This is a genomic window from Streptomyces sp. NPDC002104 (assembly GCF_053593795.1).
Genome location: NZ_JBSFDF010000006.1, coordinates 186239 through 206657, shown reverse-complemented (window position 1 = coordinate 206657; position 20419 = coordinate 186239). Strand labels below are relative to the sequence as shown.

Sequence of the window (20419 nt, the reverse complement as noted above, 5' to 3'; positions counted from 1 at the left end):
ACCTCGGTGGTCACCGATGCGGGGGACCTTCCGCATAAGGTGGGGCGCATGAACGATCGCATGGTGTGGATCGACTGCGAGATGACCGGGCTCTCGTTGACGGACGACGCACTTATCGAGGTGGCCGCACTGGTCACCGACTCGGAGCTCAACGTGCTCGGCGAAGGCGTGGACATTGTGATCCGCCCGCCGGACGCGGCCCTGGAAACCATGCCCGACGTGGTGCGCGAGATGCACACGTCGTCCGGCCTGCTCGACGAGCTGGCCGGCGGGACCACCCTCGCGGATGCGGAGGCACAGGTCCTGGCCTACGTACGGGAACACGTGAAGGAACCCCGCAAGGCCCCGCTCTGCGGGAACACGGTCGGCACCGACCGCGGTTTCCTGCTGCGCGACATGGCCGCGCTGGAGGGCTACCTGCACTACCGGATCGTGGACGTGTCCTCGATCAAGGAGCTGGCCCGCCGCTGGTACCCGCGCGCCTACTTCAACAGCCCGCCGAAGAACGGCAACCACCGGGCGCTCGCGGACATCAAGGAGTCCATCGCCGAGCTGCGCTACTACCGGGAGGCCGTCTTCGTGCCGCAGCCCGGTCCGGACTCGGACACGGCGCGCACCATCGCCGCCAAGCACGTCGTCCCCGGCGCCTAGCAGCCACCGGAGAGGGGTGCGGGGAAACGGGGGAGCGAGCACCCTCCCGGACCCTGTACCCTTTTCTTCGGCCGGTCGGTTTTCCGACCGGACATGGTGGGTGTAGCTCAGTTGGTAGAGCACCTGGTTGTGGTCCAGGTGGCCGCGGGTTCAAGTCCCGTCACTCACCCTGACGAGAAGGCCCCGGTCCGCGAAAGCGGACCGGGGCCTTCCGCGTTTCCTAGAACAGCAGGTTGTACTTGCCGAAGCCGGTACCGATCTTCACTCCGGCGGCGTACGGCTTCGCCGCGACACCCGTGCCCCGGTACAGCCACAGGCTGCCGGCCTTGTCCCGGGCCACCAGATCGGCCTTGCCGTCGGACGTCAGGTCACCCGGCGCGACGATCGAGTTGAAGATCTGCCAGTTGGTGCCGATCTGCTGCTTGGCCGCGAACGGCTTCGCGGCCGCCCCCGTGCCCTGGTACAGGTAGAGCTTCCCGGCCTTGTCCCGGGCCACCAGGTCGGCCTTGCCGTCACCGGTCAGGTCGACGCCGCCGACCAGCTGGTCGTAGATGTTCCAGCCGCTGCCGATCTGCACCCGGGGCTCGAACGGCGTCGCGTTCAGGCCGGTGCCCTTGTACAGCCACAGGACACCCGCGGTGTCCCGTGCGAGCAGGTCCACCTTCTTGTCGCCGGTCACGTCGGAGACGCCGGCCAGCGTGTTGTAGGCGTTCCAGCCGCCGCCGATGCGTATGCGCTTCTTGTAGATGGAGCCGTCACCCGAGGTCGGGTGGAGCCACAGCACCCCGGCCTTGTCCCGCCCGACCGCACCGCGCCCAGTGCTCTGGACCGTCACCGGCCCCAGGTTGGTCAGGGCGGTGTACTGGTTCCAGTCGAAGGTGCCGCCGACCGGGTCGACCGGCGCGAACGGCTCGGCGACCTTGCCCGTGCTCCTGTAGTCCCACAGATCGCCCGCGGCGTCGCGGCCCACGAGGCGGTACCGCTGGGACACCGGTATCGAGCTGGAGATCGCGAAGTCCGAGGCCGTCGCCGGGATGTAGCCCCAGCCGCCGGTGTACACCTCGTAGGCCGAAGCGGCGCTCAGCTTCCACGCGGGCGTGGTCGCATCGGCCGTCAGCCTGTAGGTGACCGTGTAGTCACCGGGCTGCGCGATGTCGCAGCGGATCTCGTTGCCCCAGCCGATCTCGCCGAAGGAGTGCTCGCACTCGGCACCGGCCACGCCACCCGCCTGGACGCCGGTAACCGTGACCTTCAGCTCGTCCTGGTCCCACCGGCGGAAGCCCGCCGCCGGGGAGAGGCTCACCTGCAGCTTGCCCTTGTCGACCGCGTGCAGCTTCACCGTCTGCATCACCGAGCCGCCGGCCGGCAGCGCCGGCGTCGACTGCGTGACGGTGTTCTGCGCGACGTGCGCCTTGCTCTTCACCGTGACCGTGGCGTGCGCCCGACGCGGGCCGATCGCCTTGGATCCCGCCGTCTGCGCCTCCTTGATCCCCGCGTCGACGCTGGACCCGCGCGGCACGTAGACGAGGCCGTAGTAGGCCGTCACGCCGTGCGCCGTCGAGCTCGGAGCCGATATCTGGGGATACGGGTTGTTCCACCCGTCCAGGTTGCACAGGTACACCCCGGCGATCCCGGCCTTCGGTGCGCAGCTCTCCGTCAGGGCCACCTTCAGCCCGGTCGGGGCTCCGCCGCCGGACCAGCCGGCGTCCGTGAGCGGCTTCTTGCTCACGACGTAGACGTAGGTGCCGTCCGCCTTCCCGTCGCCGTTCCCGCCGGTGCTCGACGGGGCCAGCTCGGCCCACCCCTCACCCGGCATGAGGACCTTGTCCTCGACCGGACTGAAGTAGAACGTCGGGTCACCGGCCGCCATGGCCGTGCCCGCACCCGCGACACCGCCGGTGACGAGCAGCGCCACCGCGACACCCGTGCCCAAAAGCCTGTTCATGTTCCCCCCTGGGAAATCGATCAATCGGCGGACGCTAACACGCACCTCCACCGACCGACGTGCCCGGGGCCAGGCAAGACGGTCCTACGCCCGGAAGGCATCCGCATGATCCGCGGACCAGATGGCGAACGTGCGCGGCGCGTGTCCCGTGAGGCGCTCCAGGTCGTCGGTGAGGTCGACGGGGAGGCCGTCCGAGGCGGCCCAGAAGTCGAGCAGGGCCTCCGCGTACGGGCCCGGTATGTAGCCGTCGGCCTCGGACTTCCACTGCTCGCGCGAGACGGGCTCGAAGGGTACGGGGTGGCCGAGGGTGTCGCCCAGCAGGGCCAGCTGGGCGGAGAAGGTCAGGGCCTGCGGCCCGGTGAGGGTGTACGCGCGGCCGGCGAGCGAGGGGTCCGTGAGGACGGCGAAGGCGGCCTCGGCGAGGTCGGCCTCGTGGACCGGGTCGCTGTACGCGCCCGGGTACGGCAGGTGGACGGGGCGGCCCGATTTCAGCGGCCAGGCCCAGCTGAGGGCATTGCTCGCGAAGGATCCGGGGCGCAGCAGGGTGGTGCGCAGCGGGGACGCGAGGAGGGCCTGCTCCACCGTGAGGTGGGCGGCGGCGAGGGGGCTGTCGGCGGCGTCGGGGGCGAGGACCGAGGAGGAGGACAGGAGCACGACGTGCTCGACCCCGGCGCTGACGGCCTCCTTCACGAAGGCGTCGATACCGGCGGCCTCGGCGTAGAGGAAGACGGAGCGGACGCCGGCGAGGGCGGCGGGGAAGGTCGCGGGATCGGAGAGGTCGCAGTGGACGGTGCCGGGTGTGTCCGGCGCGCGGGATGCGAGGCGGTGCGGGACGCCGTGGGCGGCGAGGAGGGACGAGAGACCGCGGGCGACGGAGCCGCGGCCACCGGTGACGAGGATGTTCGACATGGCGGATTCCTGCTCTTCCTGTTCTAGACTGAATACGTGACGCAGATTCTGTGTGACGCACTCTCTGCGTCACACAGATAAATTTGAAGCACGGAGAAGCCGATGTCAACCGATTACGCTCGTTCGAGTGATGAGTGGAGCCGCGCCGAGCTGCTCGCGCGCATCGTCACCGAGAGCCAGCGGCATTACGCCGACTACTCGCTCTTCAACCAGGCCATGGCCGACCACGTCGGCCTGCACCCCACCGACATGCAGTGCGTCGCCCTCCTCGACATGGAGCCCGAGCCCGTCAGCACCGGCGACATCGCCCGCCTCACCGGCCTGACCTCCGGCTCCGCCACCCGCCTCGTGGACCGCATGGTCAAGGCCGGCGTCGTCGAGCGGCACGCCGACCCGAATGACCGCCGCCGCTCCCTCGTCGCCCTCTCCCCCGCCGCCCGCGAACGGATCGGCGCCGCCTGGGAGACCCCCGGCCGCGCCTTCGGCGCCGTACTGGCGAGCTACTCCGACTCCGAACTGGCCGTCATCGCCGACTACCTGCACCGCGCCGCCGAGGTCGGCCGCGCCCAGGCCAAGCGGCTGACCTCGGGCGACTCCGCCCCGTAGGGACCCTTCCCAACCGGCCCGCTCCGGCGTTAGCGTCCAGCCCAACGGGCAACGGCGCGCGCCGGAGAAACGGGAGGGTCGGCGTGCGGCTGGAGGTTGTCCATGCCCACGTCCGTGCCCGCACCCGTGCCCGCACCCACGCCCCCGCCCCTGCCCCCACCCGCCCCCGCCGGTTTCCGCGGGGTGTTCGCCCTCGGCGGCCCGGCCCTGCCCGTCCACGGGTTCCTCGCCCGCCTGCCCGCCGCGCTGTGCCCCATCGGGACGCTGCTGCTCATCAGCGAACGCGACGGCATCGGCGACGCCGGGACCATCGCCGCCGCCCTCTGGCTCGGCCAGGCCCTCGGGGGCCCGGTCATCGGCCGGCTCGCCGACCGGCGCGGCCACCGGCCCGTCCTGCTGGTCGCCTGTGTCGCGAACGCCGCCGTGCTCCTCGCCCTCGTCGCCGCCGTCCTCGGCGGGCTGCCGCTCGGCGCCCGCATCGCGCTCGCCGTCGCCGCCGGCCTCACGGCGGCGCAGGTCGGGCCGCTGGCCCGGGCCCGCTGGGCACGGCTGGCCGGAGAGGACAAGGCCCTGGTCGGGGCCGCCCTCTCCTTCGACACCACCCTCGACGAGGTCGGCTTCATGGTGGGGCCCGCGCTGGCCGGGATCCTCGCGGTGACCGTCCACCCCGCCTCCGCGCTGGTCCTCGCGGCAGCCCTGGGCCTGGTGTTCGGGACGCTCTTCGCCCTGCATCCCACGGCGCCCGGCCCGATGGGCCGCGCGGGCGCCGCCGCGCGGGGCGACGTACGGCTGTGGTCCCCGGGGCTCGCGCTGCTGTTCCTCGTGGCCGTCCTGCAGGGCGCCGCGTGGAGCGGGGCCAACACCGGGGTCAACGCCCTCGCCGTGGCCGTCGGCTCCCCCGGGGCGGCCGGGCTCGTGTGGGCCGCCATGGCCGTGACCAGCTCGGTGGCCGGCTTCGTGACCGTGGCCCGGCCCGGAACGGCGGGCCTGACCGTACGGCTGCGCCGGACCATCGCAGCCCAGGCACTGCTGACGCTTCCGCTGCTCGCCGTCTCCGGCCTGTGGGGGGCGGCCTTCGCTGTCGCCGGGATCGGGCTGGCCGTCGCCCCGCACCTGATCGCGCTGTTCGGCCTCGTGGAGCGGGCCGGCCCGGCGCGGCGGATGGGCGAGGCCATGACCCTGGCCGGCAGCGGTCTGATCATCGGCCAGGCGCTGGCCGCCGCCGTCTCCGGTCCGCTCGCCGCGTCCTACGGATACCGGGCGGCCTTCGCCGTCTCGTGCGCGGCCGCGGGCGCCTCCGCGGTACTGGCCAGGGTGGCCGCCGACCGGGTCCTGGGCCCGGTCCTGACGCCGGTGCCCGGACCGCTCCCGCTCCCGCTGCCGAAGCCCGGGCCCGTACCGCTCCCGCTGCCGAAGCCCGGGCCCGGACCGAGCTCCGCTACTCCGCCCGGTTCGCGCCCTGGATGTGGAAGTTGAAGTCCGTGTGCCCGAGGGTCCCCATCAGCCGGAGCCAGACCGGCAGCAGCATTTCCGTGCCGCGCGCGCTCTCGATGCCGCCCAGGTCGATGACGCTGTGCTCGCTCCAGTCGAAGGAGTACAGGAGTTCCCGTACCGCCTTCTTCGCCTCGGCGTCCTCGCCCGAGAGGAACACCGTGTGGTCACCGGGGACCCTGCTCGGGTCGACCATGACCTGGCAGTTCATCGTGTTCAGCGTCTTGACCACGCGCAGCCCCGGGAACGTCCGCTGGATCAGCTCGCCCAGGCTGTCGCTGTCCACCGGGTCGAGGCCGGGCGGGAACCCGCGCGAGAAGTCCAGCGGGTTCGCGATGTCGATCAGGATCTTGCCGTCCAGGTGCGCGGCGTCGGCCTCCGTCAGGGCGGCCACGCTGACCTGCCCGCCCGTGGCGTTGACGAGCACCTCACCGAGCCGGGCCGCCTCCGCGAAGGGCGCGAGGCCCGCCGCCGGGTGGGCCTGCTGCCACCCGGCGTACTCGGTGCGGTCGAGGGTGGCGGCGGGGTCCCGGGTGCCGATGACGACCTCGTGGCCGAGGGAGAGCAACCGGGCGGCCACCGTACGGCCGACGATCCCGGTGCCGAGTACTGCGTAGCGCATGACGGCTTCCCATCGCATACGGAAGGAACACGGAGGAACGGGGAGAAGAGCGGACCCACTCAAGCAGGTCGTACGGATTCCCGCGCGGGAGGCGTCAACTCCGCGCCAACCTCAGCTAGTCCAGGATCCCCACGTCGTGGAAGAACTGGTAGCGCGTCGGGTCGTCCGGCAGGAACCAGTGGAAGCCCTCCTCCAGGAAGACGGCCACGAGGTTCACCGCGATCACCACCCCCAGGAACCACAGCGCGGCCGTCCCCACCGTGCGGTACGGCCCCGGTTCCTCCGCGGGGACGGCCCGGTCCGCGGTGGCGTGGGCGAAGGCCAGGACGACGCCCACGGCGACGACCGAGGCCTGGAAGAGGATCCACGCCCAGACGTAGAGGTGCAGGCCGAACACCTCGCTCCCGTACCCCTGGTCGCCCGGCAGGACGTGCAGCATCGTCTGCCGCCACGAGGCGAAGGAGCCGGCGCTCACGGCGACCAGGGACAGGCCCCAGCCCATCATGTAGTCGCGGCCGGTCACCGCCCCGCGCGACAGCGCCGTCCTGATGATGTGGGCCGCCCCCATCGCCGCCAGCAGCATGAACATCCGCTGCACGACGCAGAGCGGGCAGGGGTGCTCCCCCCTCCCGAACTGGTAAGAGAGCCCGCCGCACACCACCCCCGTCCAGCCGATGGCGAAGGCGCACGCGAACCAGAACTGGACCCGGCCCAGCAGGCCGCCCTCCAGCTGCGCCTCGGGGAGGAGGCTGGACATCGCGGCCACGGTCAGTAGCTCAAGGTGAGGGCGAGGCCGCTGGTGATGTGGTGCGCCATCAGCAGGATCACGGCGAGGAGCACGAGCCACCAGGCGCCGAGCACGATGAACCGCGGGGAGTCCCGGTACATCGCGATCGAGGTGGCGAGGAGGCCGCCGAAGATGAGGGTGTCCATGGCGCGGACCGTACCGACAGGTGGACATACCGGACGCGCGGCGCGCCCCCGCCTCCCCCGGGGTTACGTCGGTTGCGCCCCCGCCCGGGCGCGGGCCACCTCAGGTGCGCCGCCGCTTGCGCCGGCTGCGCCCCGCCCGGCCCGACTCGCCCCGCGCCCGCCCGTCCAGCGCGATCCACACCCGCACCTCGGTGCCGCCGAGCACCGAGCGCCCCAGCCGCACGTCCCCGCCCGTCGACTCCGCGACCCGCCGGACGATGTCCAGCCCCAGGCCCGTGGACCCGTCGCGGCCGCCGTCGTTGCCGCGCCGCAGGGCCGCGTCCGGATCGGCGATGCCGCCGCCCGCGTCCGAGACGAGCACGATGACCGCGTCCCCCGCGTCGTGGACGTCCACCGCGAACGGGGTGCCCTCCGGGGTGTGCCGGAACACGTTGCCCAGCATGGCGTCCAGCGCCGCGGCGAGCTCCGGCCGGGCCACGGGGATCCGTACCGTACGGTCCACCCCCGCGAGCCGCACCTCGCGGCCCTCGTCCTCCGCCAGCGCCGACCAGAACCCCATCCGGTCGCGGATCACCTCGGAGGCGTCGCAGCCGGCTCCGGGCCCCTGCGCGGCGGCCGGACGCTGCTCGCGGGCGGTACGGATGATCGTGTCGACCTCCCGCTCCAACTGCTCCACGGCCGCCCGGGTCTGCTCCGCGGCCGGCCCGTCGCCCAGGGAGGCCGCGTTGAGGCGCAGCACCGTCAGCGGGGTCCGCAGCCGGTGCGAGAGGTCGGCGGCCAGCTCCCGCTCGTTGGCCAGGAGTTCCACTACCTGGTCCGCCATCGAGTTGAACGCGACGGCCGCCGAGCGGAGTTCCTTCGGCCCCTCCTCCGGGACCCGGGCGCCCAGCCGTCCCTCGCCCAGCCGGTGCGCGGCGTCCGCGAGCCGCTCGGCCGGCCGCACCAGGCGGGCGCCGAGCCGGTCCGCGACCGCCACCGAGCCCACGATCAGGGCGAGGCCGACGCCCGCGAGGACCACCCAGGCGGTGGTGACGCCATTGCTGACCTCGCTCTCCGGCACCAGGATCTCCACCACGGCGATGTCCCCGGAGCCGAGCGCCACGGGCTGGAGCAGCGCGAAGCCGCCGCCCGCCACCGGGGCCGTCGCGGCCCGCCCGATCCGCCGGGTCTCCGCGACGGCGCGCTCGCCGGCCCAGCCGTCGCCGATGTCCACGCGCGGGGTGTCCCCGACGGCCGGCACGTGCACGGCCATCCGCCGGTCGGCGCCCATCTGCGTGGACTCCACGGCCTTGCGCAACTGCACCGGGTCGGTGGTGATGGACAGCGTCGGCCCGATGGTGGCGGCCTGCCGCTCGGCGTTGGAGAACGCCCGGTCGCTGGCCATCTCCTGCACGACCAGCCCGAGCGGTACGGCGAAGGCCACGACCACCATCGCGGTGACCGCGAGGCACACCTTGACCAGCGCCCACCTCACAGAAGGCCCCTCACGCCGGCGGCTCCAGCTTGACCCCGACCCCCCGCAGCGTGTGCAGGTAGCGGGGACGGGCGGCGGTCTCGCCGAGCTTGCGGCGCAGCCACGACAGGTGGACGTCGATGGTCTGGTCGTCCCCGTAGGACTGCTGCCACACCTCGGCGAGCAGCTCCCGGCGGGCCACGACCACGCCCGGCCGCCCGGCGAGGAAGGCCAGCAGGTCGAACTCCCGCCGCGTGAGGTCCAGTACCGCCCCGTCCAGCTCGGCCTGCCGGCGCAGCGGGTCGATGGCGAGGCCGCCGACGCGCAGGACGCGGGAGGGCGGTTCGGCCCCGGCCGCGGAGCGGGCGCGGCGCAGGACGGCGGCCATCCGGGCGGAGAGGTGTTCCACGGAGAAGGGTTTGGTCAGGTAGTCGTCGGCGCCGTCGTTGAGCAGCCGGACGATCTCCGCCTCGTCGTCGCGGGCGGTCGCGATGATGACGGGCACGTCGGTGATCCCGCGCAGCATCTTCAGCGCCTCGGCCCCGTCCAGGTCGGGCAGTCCGAGGTCGAGGATCACCACGTCGAAGCGGTTGTGGGCGACCTCGCGCAGCGCCTCCAGAGCGGTGCCGACGCTGCGCACGGTGTGCGAGGCCTCGGTCAGGTGCCGGATGAGGGCGGAACGTACGAACTGGTCGTCCTCGACCACGAGCACACTAGCCATGGCCCGCACCGTAGCCCATTCGGGGGATCTCGAGGGGCGGCGGTCCAGGTCTGGGGCGGGTGGTGCAGTATGTCCCCCGATGCGACGAGGACCTGTCGGTAGAGCAGTCGCCCACGCGGGGGCCTGGACCCTGGCGACCGGGGCCGCCGTGACGCTGTCGTGGTGGGGCGTGCACTCGGTCATGTCCGGCACGGCCTACGATCCGCCGCTCGCGGTGCCGCTGGCCGCGCAGCCCCTCTCCTCCTCCACGCACGGGGTGCAGCCCCCGGAGCCGACGCCCTCCGCGACGCCGTCACCCTCGCCGTCACCGTCCGCGCCGACCGCGCCGGCCTCTCCCGCCCCGTCCGCCAAGCCGTCCGCGCCGCCCGCCCCGCAACAGCGGAGGCAGCCTCCACCGAGCGAGAAGGTGAAGGCGTACAGCGTCTCGGGCGGCCGGGTCGTCTTCGATCTCGGCTCCGCCTCCGGCGAGCTGGTGTCGGCGACCCCGCTGGCCGGGTGGCGGATGCAGGTCTGGAAGCAGCCGTTCTGGATCCGCGTCACCTTCACCCGTGACGGCCGCGAGGTGTCGGTGTTCTGCACCTGGCACGACCACGCGCCGCAGGTGGAGATCGTCGACCCGTAGCGGGTGTCTCCCGCCGCGGGTCCGCCGGATACCGTGGCGCCATGAGCACCGGCGCGCGGTACGTCACCGATCTGATCGACGCCTGCGAGCGGTACGGCGACCGCCCCGCCTTCGGGTCCGGGGCCTGGGTGCTGACCCACTCCGAGGTGCTGGCCTGGACGTACCGGCTGGCCGGCGCCCTGGCCGGGCTGGGGATCCGCCGCGGCTCCGGGCTGGCCTGCGTGTCGGCGGGGAACCCGCCCCAGACCCTGCTCGTCCGGCTGGCCGCGCACGTACTGGGCGCCCGGCTGACCCATGTGTGCGTCGGCCCCACCACTCACGGACTCGACCACCTGCTCCGGGACTGCGAGCCCGCCCTGGTGGTCCACGACACCCCGGTCCCGCCGGGCCCGGGCGCCCGCATCACCCTGGCCGCGCTGCTGGAGCTGGCCTCCGCCCGGGAGGCCGTGCCCGTCGCGGTGGCGGCGCGCGGCGAGGACGTGGCCCGGGTGACCTACACGGGCGGGACGACGGGCCGGCCGAAGGGCGTGGCCTCGACCTTCGCCGCGATGGCGGCCCGTACGGCCACCCGCACGGACACCCCGGGCTCCCCGGGCTCCCCGGGCTCCCCGGGCTCCCCGGGCTCCCCGGGCTCCCCGGACACCGCGCCGCTCACCTTCGTGTCGACCGACTCCCTGTCCCAGCGCTCCGGCGGCCGCTGTCTGGAGCAGCTGCGGGCCGGCGGCCGCTCCGAGATCCTGCACCCCTTCGGCACCCGGGAGTTCGCCGAGGCCTGCCGCCGGCTCGGGCCCGCGGCCACGTACCTGACGCCGTCGATGCTGTACCGGCTGCTCGACGACCCGGAGACCGCCGACGGCGTGCCCGGCCTGGTGCGCGTCTCCTACGGCGACTCCCCCGTCCACCCGGAGCGGCTGCGGCGGGCGCTGACCCGGTGGGGTCCGCGGGTGCGCTGGACCCAGGGCTACGGGATGAACGAGGCCGGGGTGCTCAGCCGGCTCACCCCGGCCGACCACGACGCGGCCGCCACCGACCGCCCCCACCTGCTCGGCTCCGTGGGCCGCCCGGCTCCGGGAGTGGAGATCGAGGTACGGGGCTGCGCGCCCGGGGCCAGCGGGGAGATCTGGGTGCGCTCCCCCATGGTGATGGCCGGCTACCGCAACCGGCCCGCCCTGACGGCCGAGACCAAGCGCGACGGCTGGCTGCGCACGGGGGACGTCGGGCACGTCGACGCCGAGGGGTACCTGTACCTCGACGACCGGGTCAAGGACGTGGTCATGGTGCACGGGGCGAACATCTACTGCGGCCCGATCGAGACGGCCCTGACCCGCCACCCCGCCGTGGCCCGGGCGGCCGTCGTGGGGCGCACGGACCCGCTCACCGGGGAGGCGGTCTGCGCCTTCCTCGTCGCGGCCCCCGGCCACACCCCGACGGACGCGGTGGCGGCCGAGGCCTGCGACCTGGTCGCGGCGGAACTGGCCCCGGGGCAGCGGCCGTCGGCGGTGTTCTGGCTGCCGGCGCTCCCGCTGACGGACCGCGGCAAGCCGGACAAGCGCCGCCTGCGGGAACGGGCGGCGGCTTCGCGGGAGTAGCTCCGGGTCAGCGGAAGACCGACGCCGGGGGCTCCGGTGAGGCCACCGCCGAGGCGTCCGAGACCGGGGCGGCGCCGCCCGCGAAGTCGGCGAGGGCGCGGCCGTGTTCGACCCGGCCGGGGTGCGGGTCGCTCGCCACGCGGCGGGTGAACTCGGCGACCGGGAGCTCCCGGTCGGCGGCCACCAGCACGGCGTTGCCGAAGCGTTTCCCCCGCCACACCACGGGGTCGGCGGCCAGCGCCAGTTCCGTGAACCGGGACCCGGCGGTGGCGATCTGGCCCCGCAGATGGGAGAGCGGCGGACCGTCCGCGAGGTTCGCCACGTACCAGCCGCCCGGCGCCAGGGCCCGGCGTACGTCGTCCAGGAACTCGGCGCTCGTCAGGTGCGCCGGGGTGCGGGCCCCGCTGAACACGTCGGCGATCACCAGGTCGGCCCAGCCGTCGGGGATCTTCGCCAGCCCGGCCCGGGCGTCGACCGCGCGGACCCGGACCCGGGCCTGCGGGTCGAGCGGCAGGTGTTCCCGTACGAAGGCCACGAGCCCGGCGTCGATCTCGACGATCTGCTGCGTCGAGCGGGGGCGGGAGGCGGCCGTGTAGCGCGCGAGGGTGAAGGCCCCGCCGCCGAGGTGGAGCACGTTCAGGGGCTGGCGGGCGGGGGCGAAGAGGTCGATCAGGTGGCCGATCCGGCGCTGGTAGGAGAAGTCCAGGTGCCCGGGGTCGTCCAGGTCCACGTGGGACTGCGGGGCTCCGTCGATCAGCAGGGTCCAGGCGCGCGGGCGCTCCCGGTCGGGCTCCAGCGCGGCGTGGCCGCCGTCCACCTGTCCGGCGGGCGCCTCGGCGCTCTCGCGGCCGCGCCGCCTGTCACCGGCACCGGCCTTGTCGCTGCCGGCCCTACCGCCGCTGCCCTTGCCTTTGCCCTTGCTCGCCACCACCTCATTATGGCTGGTCAGGGCATGGCAGGTGCTAGCGGCAGTTGTCGGCGGCCTCGATCAGCCGGGCCGCCTCGCCGAGCGCCGCCCGCAGCACCTCCGGGTCGGTGACCGGCCCGACGGCCTCCGGAGGCAGCAGCCAGCCGGTGTCGCCCGCGGTGGGCGAGGTGTCGCCGAAGCGCATCCCGCGCCCGTTGGTGTGCGTACAGGCACTGCCCGGGAGGTCCCAGCCGTCGGCGGTGCCGGGCGGGACGAGGAAGCCGAGGGTGCTGCCGGAGCCGTCGTGCAGGACCGGGCCGACGCCGCCCGCGCGGCTGGCCTGGCCGGCGGCCCGCTGGATGATGTCGACGGCCTCCAGTCCCTGCCGGGTGGGCACCGTGACCAGGTCCGGGGCGCCCATGAGGAGGGCCGCTCCCGGCTCGGGCGCGGTGTTCGTGTCCGTACTCTCCATGCCGCCCTCCACCAAGGGAACCCCTCCTCGATCCGCGTACGAGCATCGCGCGAGCGGTCCCGGAAGCCGGCGGGCTTCCTCCCACTCCGCACGGGTTCAACGCACGGGAACGTCAACAGGTGCGGCGGCAAGACGCTGCAAAGGATGGCAGTTCATGGCGGATCGCGGGTGAGATATCCGTTTTGTAGCCAAACACCGCGTCAACCCTCCGTCGGTGGCGGTACGTTCATGCCCGCCGGGCAGCGCGTCACACAGGCACCACCGCTCCACCGCACGGTCACCGGCAGCGCAATCACTTGCCCAGAGAGGCCGCGTCCATGGCGACGTCCCCCCACTCACCCAACACCCCCTTCCGGCGACTGCGCGGTCAGCACTCCCCGGCCGAATTCGCCGCGTTGGTGCGCAGGGCGGCGAAGGAAATCGGAGAAACGGTTTCCTGCGACGCCCGTTACATCGGCCGGGTCGAATCCGGCGAGATCCGCTGCCCCAACTACGCCTACGAGCGGGTCTTCCTCCACATGTTCCCCGGCCGCACCCTCGCCGACCTGGGGTTCTCACCGCGCGAGACGGTACGGGGACGGCTGGCGCAGCGCGAACAGGCCGCTCCCTTCTCCGCCTTCGCCAAGCGCCCCCACCCCACGGGCTCCCCCGCCCCTTCGCGTTCCAAGGAGAGCGACGTGCTGCGTCGCGCGTTCATGGCGGGGGGCTCCGCGACCGTCGCGGCCGCGACCCTCAGCCTCACCCTGCTCGGCGCGGAGCGGGCCCCCCTGCCCTCGCGCGCCGGCGAGTCCGAGGCGGCCGCCGTCGAGGACGCCGTACGCCAGATCCGGCTGCTGGACGACCGGCACGGCGCCGACGCCCTGTACCGGCGGGCCGCCGAACCCCTGCGCACCGCGTACGCGTTGCTCGACGCCGGGGCGACCCGGCAGTCCACCGAGGACCGGCTGCACGCGGGCGCGGGAGAGCTGGCCATCTCGGTGGGCTGGCTCGCGCACGACTCGGGCCGCTTCGACGACGCCCGCTCGCACTACGCGGAGGCGCTGGCCACGGCCCGGGTCTCCGGGGACGCCGGCCTGGAGGCGCACGCCTTCAGCAACATGGCCTTCCTCGCCCGGGACTGCGGGCGCCCCCGCGAGTCGGTACGGGCGGCCCAGGCGGGCCGCCGCGCCGCCCGCTCGCTCGGTTCCCCGCGGCTGCTGTCGCTGCTGGCGCTGCGGGAGGCCGGCGGCTGGGCGGGGCTGTCCGACCGCAAGGCCTGCGAGGAGGCGCTGACCCGGGCGCACACGGAGTTCTCGCGCGGGGAGGCGGGGGCGGACCCGGAGTGGATGTCCTTCTTCGGCGAGGCCGAGCTGGAGTCCCTGGAGTCCCGCTGCTGGGCCGCGCTCGGCGAGCACGCCCGGGCCGCCCGGCACGCCCGGCGGGCGGCGGACCTCCAGGACCCGCACTTCGCCCGCAACGTCGCCCTGTACACCGCCGAGCTGGCCGACAACCTGGCCCACGCGGGCGCCCCCGACGAGGCGGCCTGGGCGGGCGGGCGGGTCCTGGAACTGCTGGAGGAGGTCCAGTCGACCCGCATCCAGTCGATGCTGGCGGCAACGGCCCGCACCCTTGTCCCGCACCAGCGCTCCCCGCGCGTGGGCGCCTTCCTCGCCCGGCACGCCTCGGCCTGACCCCCCGGGGGGCGGGGCGCGGCGGCGCGCCCCGTTCCCCCGGGGGCCGGCGTTGGCCGGCGTCGGCTACGTGTCCAGGTGGCCCGTGTCGTTCCAGCGTTCCAGCGCGGGGGCTCCGTACGCCCAGCCCAGGACCGACAGGGAGGTCGGCTCCAGGCGGATGCGGGCGCCGAAGGAGGCCTCGAAGCCGAGCCAGCGGGCGGCCAGGGTGCGCAGGATGTGGCCGTGCGCGAAGACCAGGACGTCGCGTTCGGCCGAGCGGGCCCAGGTGACGACCTCGTCCGCGCGGGCCGAGACGTCCGCGACGGACTCGCCGCCCGGAACCCCGTCGCGCCAGATCAGCCAGCCGGGCCGGACCGCCTGGATCTCGGCCGGGGTCATGCCCTCGTAGTCGCCGTAGTCCCACTCCATCAGCGCGTCCCAGGGCTCCGCCTGGATGCCGAAGCCGGCCAGGTCGCAGCTCTCGCTCGCCCGCACCAGGGGGCTGGTGCGCACCTCGAGCCCGCGCAGGCTCGCCCACGGGTCGCGGGCGAGGCGCTCGCCGAGCAGCTTCGCGCCGCGCTTGCCCTCCTCCAGCAGCGGCACGTCCGTGCGTCCGGTGTGCTTGCCGAGCTGGGACCACGCCGTCTGGCCGTGGCGGGCCAAGAGGATGCGGGGGGCCATGTGAGTTCTCCCGGTCGAGGGGGTGCGGTGGGCGGAGCAGCGGCGGAACCGACCATTCGCACTGCTTTGCGGGGGTTCCGTCGCCGTTCCATCATCCATCAGATGAACGCCACGCAACCCTTGCCCCTTCACACACGTCATACGTCGTATGACTAATAGGCGGCAGCCTCCGCGCTGGTGGGCCGAACTGCTGCTCCTGGGACTCGTCTACGCGGCGTACTCGGGCGGCAGACTCCTCGCCCGCGGCGACGTCGGGATGGCGGTGGAGCACGGGCTCGCGATCCTGCGCGTGGAGGAACTCCTCGCGCTCGACCTGGAGCGGCCGCTCAACCGGCTCTTCACCGACCAGGCGGTCCTCGGCATACCCGCCGACTTCGTCTACGCCTCCCTGCACTACCTCGTCACCCCCGCGGTGCTGGTCTGGCTCTACCGGCGCCGCCCCCAGCAGTATCGTTTCGCCCGCACCTGGCTGATGCTCTCCACCCTCCTCGGGCTGGTCGGCTTCGCCCTCGTGCCCACCTGCCCGCCCCGGCTGCTCGACGCCTCGTACGGGTTCACCGACACGATGGCCCAGTACAGCTCCTACGGCTGGTGGGGCGGGGAGGCCAGCGCACCGCGCGGGCTCGGCTCCTTCACCAACCAGTTCGCGGCCATGCCCAGCCTGCACGTGGGCTGGGCGCTGTGGTGCGGGATCATGCTGTGGTGCTGCGCGCGCCGGCCGCTGGTCCGGGCGCTCGGAGCGGCGTACCCCGTGGTCACGACCCTCGTCGTCATGGGCACGGCCAACCACTACTTCCTCGACGCCGTCGCCGGGGCCGCCGTGATGGGGGCCGGGTACCTCGCGGCGCGCGCCCTGCCGGCCCGGATCACCGCTTCCGCCGGATCCTCGCACACCACCCGAACAGCCGGTTTCCGCCGTAAGTCCACGATTGTCAGTGGCGGATGGGAGACTTCCGCGGGTGAGCTCCTACCCGTCCAGCGGTCAGCCGCCGCAGACCCCGCCGGCCCCGCCGACGCCGCCCCCGAATCTCCCGATTCCCCCGAAGACGCTGCGGCAACGGCTCGCTGATCTGCGCGGCCCCGCGGTCGCACCGCGCCCGCTCGACGCCCGCGCGCTGGCGGCCCTCGCCGCCAACCCCGGCTGCGGCAGACGCGCCCTGCTCGACGGCGCCGGCGTGGACAAGACCGCCCTCGCGGCGGCCCTCGGCTCACCCGCGGCCTTCGGACAGTCGCAGTTCGCCATCGTGCGTGGCAACTCCTTCGAGGCCAAGGTCAAGGGCGACGGCGGAGCCGAGCTCCTGCGGCTGGTGTACGAGCACCTCGGCGCGGGGTCCGACGGCGCGGGGCCCCGCGGCGCGGCCGGCCCGCCCGGACCGGACGCCCTCACCCCCGACCTCACCGCGGCCGGCCCCCAGGGCCGCGCCGCCCGCACGGCGCTCGCGCTGCGCGAGGCGACCGCCGCCGGGGCCTGGACCCTACTCGACCACCCCATGCTCGCCCTGGAGGTGGCCGGCTCCCCCGCCTACCTGGAGCCGGACGCGGTCGTCGTGCACCCCGACGGGCGCTGGACCGTGGTGGAGATCAAGTCGTTCCCGATGATCGACGGGGCCGCCGACGCCGCGAAGGTGGGCGCCGCCGCCCGCCAGGCCGCCGTCTACGTGCTGGCCCTGGAGACGACCGCCGCGAAGGTGGCCGGCGCCGAGGTCGGGCACACCGTGCTGCTCGTCTGCCCCAAGGACTTCTCCAACCTGCCCACCGCGGCCCCGGTCGACGTCCGCCGCGAGCGTTCCGTGACCCGGCGCCAGCTGGAGCGGCTCACCCGGGTCGAGGAGCTGGCCGGGGCCCTGCCCGAGGGGCTCACCTTCGATCCGGCGTGCTCGCCCGAGGAGCTGACCGAGGCCGTCTCGGCCGTGTCCGCGGCCTACGCCCCCGAGTGCCTGGCCGCCTGCGAGCTGGCCTTCCACTGCCGGGACCGGGCCCGCACGGCCGACGAGGTGACCGCGCTCGGCCGCTCCGTACGGGGCGAGCTGGGCGGGCTGACCACGGTCGAGGCGGCCCTCGCCGCGGCCGCGGGGTGCGGATCCCCCGGCGGCCCGGCCCCCGGCGGCCCGGCCCCGGAGGACCCCACCGCGGCCGCCCTGCGGTACGCCGCCCGGCTGCGCGCCGAGGCGCTGGAACAAGCCCCCGCCCGCATCCGCCCGGAGGGCGCCGCATGTCCCTGCTGAACACCCTGGCCCGGCTGGAGGCCGTCCGCGCCGGGCGGGCCCAGCCGCTGGCGACCGTACGGCACCGGCATCTGAGCGAGCGCCCGCTGGTCTTCGTACCGCTGACCACGGCGGGCGAGGCCGGGGCTCCGCTCGGCGCCATGGTCGGCACCGATCCGGACCGGCCGCACGTCCTGGCCATACCGCAGCCGCGCGACCGTGACCTGCGGTGGACCTTCCTGGCGGAGCTGGCCGGGCACGTGGTCCCGTACATCGAGGGCTACGCGGACGCGGTCGAGCCGGTGGAGCGCACCGAGACCGATCCGGAGACCGGCAAGCGGGTCAAGGTGGAGGCCGAGCTCTGCCTGGACGCCCCGCAGCTGATCGTGCCGAGCCGCGCGGGCATCGAGTACGTCCGGCTGCTGGGGCGGTCCATGCGGTTCCGGCGGACCGCCGAGGAGGATCCCGAGCACCCGTATCCGGCGCCCGCGCAGGTGCCGCTGCTGGGCCGCTGGTTCACCCACTTCGCCGAGCGCTCCCGGGTGCCCGGTTCCTCGCTGCTGCTGTCGGCGACGGACCTGCTGTCACGGCACTGGGCGACCGGCCAGAGCAACCTGGAGGACCAGCACCTGCAGGCGCTGCTGGCGTGGATCGACCCGCCGGAGGGCGAGTCCGGCGCCGAGCGGGCGCTGCGCGCCGAGCTCGGCCGGGACCCCCGGGGCCTGCTGCTGGTGCCGCCGGCCGGTCCGGCCACCGATCCGGCCTTCGACAACAAGCTGCTGGCCCCCGCGATCGCGAAGTTCGACGCGGCGCGGGCGGCCGCGACGACGAGCGGGAACGGCGACGGGCAGCGCGCGGCCGCCGAACAGGCGGTCCGGCGGCTGGTCGTGGAGCAGATGGAGGGCACCTGGCGGGCGGTCTGGGACTCGATCGCGCTGCTGCGCACCCTGCCCGCCGGGCAGCGGACCGAGGACCGCTGGACCGGTGACCGCTGGTCCTACACCGGCCACCGGGACCGGGTCCGCGCGGGCGAGGGCCCGCAGCCGCGCCGCGACGACGCGGTGACGGCCGCGCGCAAGCTCGCGGCGCGGGAGACCGAGCAGGTGCGGCTCGAGGCGCAGGAGGCGCTGGACGACCTGCTGGTGATGGCGGGCCGGCGGCTCGCGGGCGAGGCCTTCGCCGGCGAGGTCACCGAGGTGGTCATGGAGTGGACGGAGTCGAAGCGGCCGAGCCCGCGCCCGCTGGTCTGGGTGGCCACGGAGGACCGGCCGCAGCTCACGGACGACGGCGAGGGCGGAGGTGCCGGCGGTCGCAAGGTCTACCGCTCGCTGGACGGGCGTCCGCAGAGCGCGCAGTTCGTGCGCCGGGAGGAGGACGGCCGGCTCGTGCTGCGCGTCCTCGACAAGATGGGCCGCGGCAAGGACCCGGAGCCGGGCTCGGTGCCGGAGAAGGGCGAGCGGGTCTGCTGGACGCTGTTCGAGCACGACGCGCGCGGCGGCCCGAAGCTGCCGGACCCGGAGCGGACCCCGTGGACCCACGGCGGGCCGCCCGCGCACCTGACCGGCGACGCACCCGTGCTGCCGCTGCCCGATCCCGTGACCGCCGAGGACCTCCTGTGAGCACCGCGAGCACCGCTTTCGATCCGGGCGCGGCCGCCGGCCGGGCCACCGACGCCATCCTGCGCGACACCCTGCACGGCGGGGCCCGGGGCGTGGTCGTCGACTCCCCGCCCGGGGCCGGGAAGTCCACCCTGGTGGTGCGGGCGGCCCGGGACCTGGCGGCGGCCGGGCGCCGGCTGATGGTGGTCGCGCAGACCAACGCGCAGGTCGACGACCTGGTGCTGCGGCTGCACGCGAAGGATCCGGAGCTCAAGGTGGGCCGGCTGCACAGCAGCGAGGGCGACGCCTACGATCCGGCGCTGCGCGAGCTGGACTCGGTGGTGCTGTCGGCGAAGCCGGGGGACCTCGCGGGGCTGCCGGTCACCATCTCGACGGCGGCCAAGTGGGCGTGGGTCAAGGATGTGGAGCCCTGGGAGCACGCCATCGTGGACGAGGCGTACCAGATGCGCTCGGACGCGCTGCTGGCCGTGGCCGGGCTCTTCGACCGGGCGCTGTTCGTGGGCGACCCGGGGCAGCTCGACCCCTTCAGCGTGGTCGGGGCCGAGCAGTGGGCGGGCCTGTCCTACGACCCGTCGGCGTCGGCGGTGTCCACCCTCCTCGCGCACAACCCGGACCTGCCGCAGCACCGGCTGCCGGTGTCCTGGCGGCTGCCGGCTTCGGCCGCGCCTCTGGTCTCCCGGGCCTTCTACCCGTACACGCAGTTCCGCAGCGGTACGGGCCCCGGCGAGCGGCGGCTGTCCTACGGGGTCGCGGGCGACGGCTCGGGCCCCGACCGGGTGCTGGACGAGGCCGCCGAGTCGGGGTGGGGGCTTCTGGAGCTGCCGGCCCGGCACACCCCGCGCACCGACCCGGAGGCGGTGCGGGCGGTGGCCCTGGTGGTGCGCCGGGCCCTGGACCGGGGCGCGGTGACGGTGGACGAGCAGCCGGGCGGCCCGAGCCCGCTGACGGCGGACCGGATCGCGGTGGGCACCGCGCACCGGGACCAGGCGGCGGCGGTCCGCGCGGCGCTGTGCGCGATCGGGGTCACGGGGGTCACCGTGGACACGGCCAACCGGCTCCAGGGCCGCGAGTACGACCTCACCGTCGTCCTGCACCCCTTGTCGGGCCGCCCGGACGCGACGGCCTTCCACCTGGAGACGGGCCGGCTGTGCGTGCTGGCCTCCCGGCACCGGCACGCCTGCGTGGTGGTGGCCAGGGCGGGGATAGCGGACCTCCTGGACGCCCACCCGTCCTCGGAACCGGTGCAGCTGGGCGTGACGATGAAGTTCCCGGACGGCTGGGAGGCGAACCACTCGGTCCTGGCCCACCTGGCGGAGCACCGGGTGGTGTGGAAGCCGTAGGC

20 protein-coding genes and 1 tRNA gene are annotated in these 20419 nt (G+C 74.4%); 11 read left to right on the top strand and 10 right to left on the bottom strand.

What is annotated here, in order from left to right:
• Positions 1-48 precede the first annotated feature (48 nt).
• Together orn and ACWCP2_RS08205 are read left to right on the top strand one after the other, a co-directional pair.
• Entirely contained in the window at positions 49-651 is a 603-nt protein-coding gene (orn, locus tag ACWCP2_RS08210) for an oligoribonuclease (RefSeq protein WP_266877785.1), read from the top strand.
• 96 nt (positions 652-747) lie between these two features.
• Positions 748-820: transfer RNA gene (locus ACWCP2_RS08205), tRNA-His, on the top strand.
• Positions 821-871: 51 nt separating this feature from the next.
• On the opposite strand, the gene ACWCP2_RS08200 is transcribed toward ACWCP2_RS08205, so the two are convergent.
• Positions 872-2596 carry an FG-GAP repeat domain-containing protein gene (locus ACWCP2_RS08200; RefSeq protein ID WP_450907756.1) on the bottom strand — a complete coding sequence of 575 codons (1725 nt, stop codon included), beginning with the start codon at positions 2594-2596 and terminating at the stop codon, positions 872-874.
• A gap of 84 nt (positions 2597-2680) precedes the next feature.
• Entirely contained in the window at positions 2681-3505 is an 825-nt protein-coding gene (locus tag ACWCP2_RS08195) for an NAD(P)H-binding protein (protein ID WP_450907755.1), read from the bottom strand.
• A 102-nt stretch (positions 3506-3607) separates the two neighbouring features.
• Between ACWCP2_RS08195 and ACWCP2_RS08190 the strand changes: the two genes are divergently transcribed.
• On the top strand, positions 3608-4111 hold the full coding sequence (locus ACWCP2_RS08190; protein ID WP_450907754.1) for a MarR family winged helix-turn-helix transcriptional regulator: 504 nt from the start codon (positions 3608-3610) through the stop codon (positions 4109-4111).
• Positions 4112-4213: 102 nt separating this feature from the next.
• The gene (locus ACWCP2_RS08185; RefSeq protein WP_450907753.1) at positions 4214-5587 is read left to right on the top strand and encodes an MFS transporter; all 1374 of its coding nucleotides are present in this window, start codon (positions 4214-4216) and stop codon (positions 5585-5587) included.
• Here ACWCP2_RS08185 and ACWCP2_RS08180 read toward each other — a convergent pair.
• From ACWCP2_RS08180 to ACWCP2_RS08160, 5 genes are all read right to left on the bottom strand, one after another.
• Entirely contained in the window at positions 5550-6224 is a 675-nt protein-coding gene (locus ACWCP2_RS08180; RefSeq protein ID WP_450907752.1) for an NADPH-dependent F420 reductase, read from the bottom strand. The genes ACWCP2_RS08185 and ACWCP2_RS08180 overlap by 38 nt on opposite strands.
• Before the next feature lie 115 nt (positions 6225-6339).
• Positions 6340-6981: a disulfide bond formation protein B gene (locus ACWCP2_RS08175; RefSeq protein WP_450907751.1), complete on the bottom strand. Its 642-nt coding sequence runs from the start codon at positions 6979-6981 to the stop codon at positions 6340-6342.
• A gap of 11 nt (positions 6982-6992) precedes the next feature.
• A complete protein-coding gene (locus ACWCP2_RS08170) occupies positions 6993-7157 on the bottom strand; it encodes a DUF5993 family protein (protein WP_403715028.1) in 165 nt (54 codons plus the stop codon).
• A gap of 100 nt (positions 7158-7257) precedes the next feature.
• Complete coding sequence (locus ACWCP2_RS08165) at positions 7258-8631, bottom strand: sensor histidine kinase (protein ID WP_450907750.1); 1374 nt, start codon at positions 8629-8631, stop codon at positions 7258-7260.
• A gap of 10 nt (positions 8632-8641) precedes the next feature.
• Positions 8642-9331 (bottom strand): response regulator transcription factor, encoded by a 690-nt coding sequence (locus tag ACWCP2_RS08160; protein ID WP_450907749.1) that lies wholly within the window; start codon positions 9329-9331, stop codon positions 8642-8644.
• Positions 9332-9410: 79 nt separating this feature from the next.
• On the opposite strand from ACWCP2_RS08160, the gene ACWCP2_RS08155 reads away from it, so the two are divergent.
• Both ACWCP2_RS08155 and ACWCP2_RS08150 read left to right on the top strand, forming a co-directional pair.
• Positions 9411-9953, top strand: a complete 543-nt coding sequence (locus tag ACWCP2_RS08155) for a hypothetical protein (protein ID WP_450907748.1) — start codon at positions 9411-9413, stop codon at positions 9951-9953.
• A 41-nt stretch (positions 9954-9994) separates the two neighbouring features.
• Entirely contained in the window at positions 9995-11542 is a 1548-nt protein-coding gene (locus ACWCP2_RS08150; RefSeq protein ID WP_450907747.1) for a class I adenylate-forming enzyme family protein, read from the top strand.
• Positions 11543-11549: 7 nt separating this feature from the next.
• Here ACWCP2_RS08150 and ACWCP2_RS08145 read toward each other — a convergent pair whose 3' ends face one another.
• Together ACWCP2_RS08145 and ACWCP2_RS08140 are read right to left on the bottom strand one after the other, a co-directional pair.
• Positions 11550-12470 carry a spermidine synthase gene (locus ACWCP2_RS08145; RefSeq protein WP_450907746.1) on the bottom strand — a complete coding sequence of 307 codons (921 nt, stop codon included), beginning with the start codon at positions 12468-12470 and terminating at the stop codon, positions 11550-11552.
• Positions 12471-12504: 34 nt separating this feature from the next.
• Positions 12505-12921, bottom strand: coding sequence for a hypothetical protein (locus tag ACWCP2_RS08140; protein WP_450907745.1), 417 nt, complete (start codon positions 12919-12921; stop codon positions 12505-12507).
• 317 nt (positions 12922-13238) lie between these two features.
• On the opposite strand from ACWCP2_RS08140, the gene ACWCP2_RS08135 reads away from it, so the two are divergent.
• Positions 13239-14591, top strand: coding sequence for a tetratricopeptide repeat protein (locus tag ACWCP2_RS08135; protein WP_450907744.1), 1353 nt, complete (start codon positions 13239-13241; stop codon positions 14589-14591).
• A gap of 66 nt (positions 14592-14657) precedes the next feature.
• On the opposite strand, the gene ACWCP2_RS08130 is transcribed toward ACWCP2_RS08135, so the two are convergent.
• Positions 14658-15254: a histidine phosphatase family protein gene (locus tag ACWCP2_RS08130; RefSeq protein ID WP_450907743.1), complete on the bottom strand. Its 597-nt coding sequence runs from the start codon at positions 15252-15254 to the stop codon at positions 14658-14660.
• Positions 15255-15402: 148 nt separating this feature from the next.
• On the opposite strand from ACWCP2_RS08130, the gene ACWCP2_RS08125 reads away from it, so the two are divergent.
• Genes ACWCP2_RS08125 through ACWCP2_RS08110 form a run of 4 tightly spaced genes read left to right on the top strand, consistent with a single transcriptional unit; the run spans position 15403 to position 20417 of the window.
• Positions 15403-16323 carry a phosphatase PAP2 family protein gene (locus ACWCP2_RS08125; protein ID WP_450907742.1) on the top strand — a complete coding sequence of 307 codons (921 nt, stop codon included), beginning with the start codon at positions 15403-15405 and terminating at the stop codon, positions 16321-16323.
• The gene (locus ACWCP2_RS08120; RefSeq protein WP_450907741.1) at positions 16214-17479 is read left to right on the top strand and encodes a hypothetical protein; all 1266 of its coding nucleotides are present in this window, start codon (positions 16214-16216) and stop codon (positions 17477-17479) included. The genes ACWCP2_RS08125 and ACWCP2_RS08120 overlap by 110 nt, the downstream gene beginning before the upstream one ends.
• On the top strand, positions 17467-19077 hold the full coding sequence (locus ACWCP2_RS08115) for a hypothetical protein (protein WP_450907740.1): 1611 nt from the start codon (positions 17467-17469) through the stop codon (positions 19075-19077). Before ACWCP2_RS08120 ends, ACWCP2_RS08115 begins: the two co-directional genes overlap by 13 nt.
• On the top strand, positions 19074-20417 hold the full coding sequence (locus tag ACWCP2_RS08110; RefSeq protein WP_450907739.1) for an AAA domain-containing protein: 1344 nt from the start codon (positions 19074-19076) through the stop codon (positions 20415-20417). The genes ACWCP2_RS08115 and ACWCP2_RS08110 overlap by 4 nt, the downstream gene beginning before the upstream one ends.
• The last annotated feature ends 2 nt before the right edge of the window (positions 20418-20419 follow it).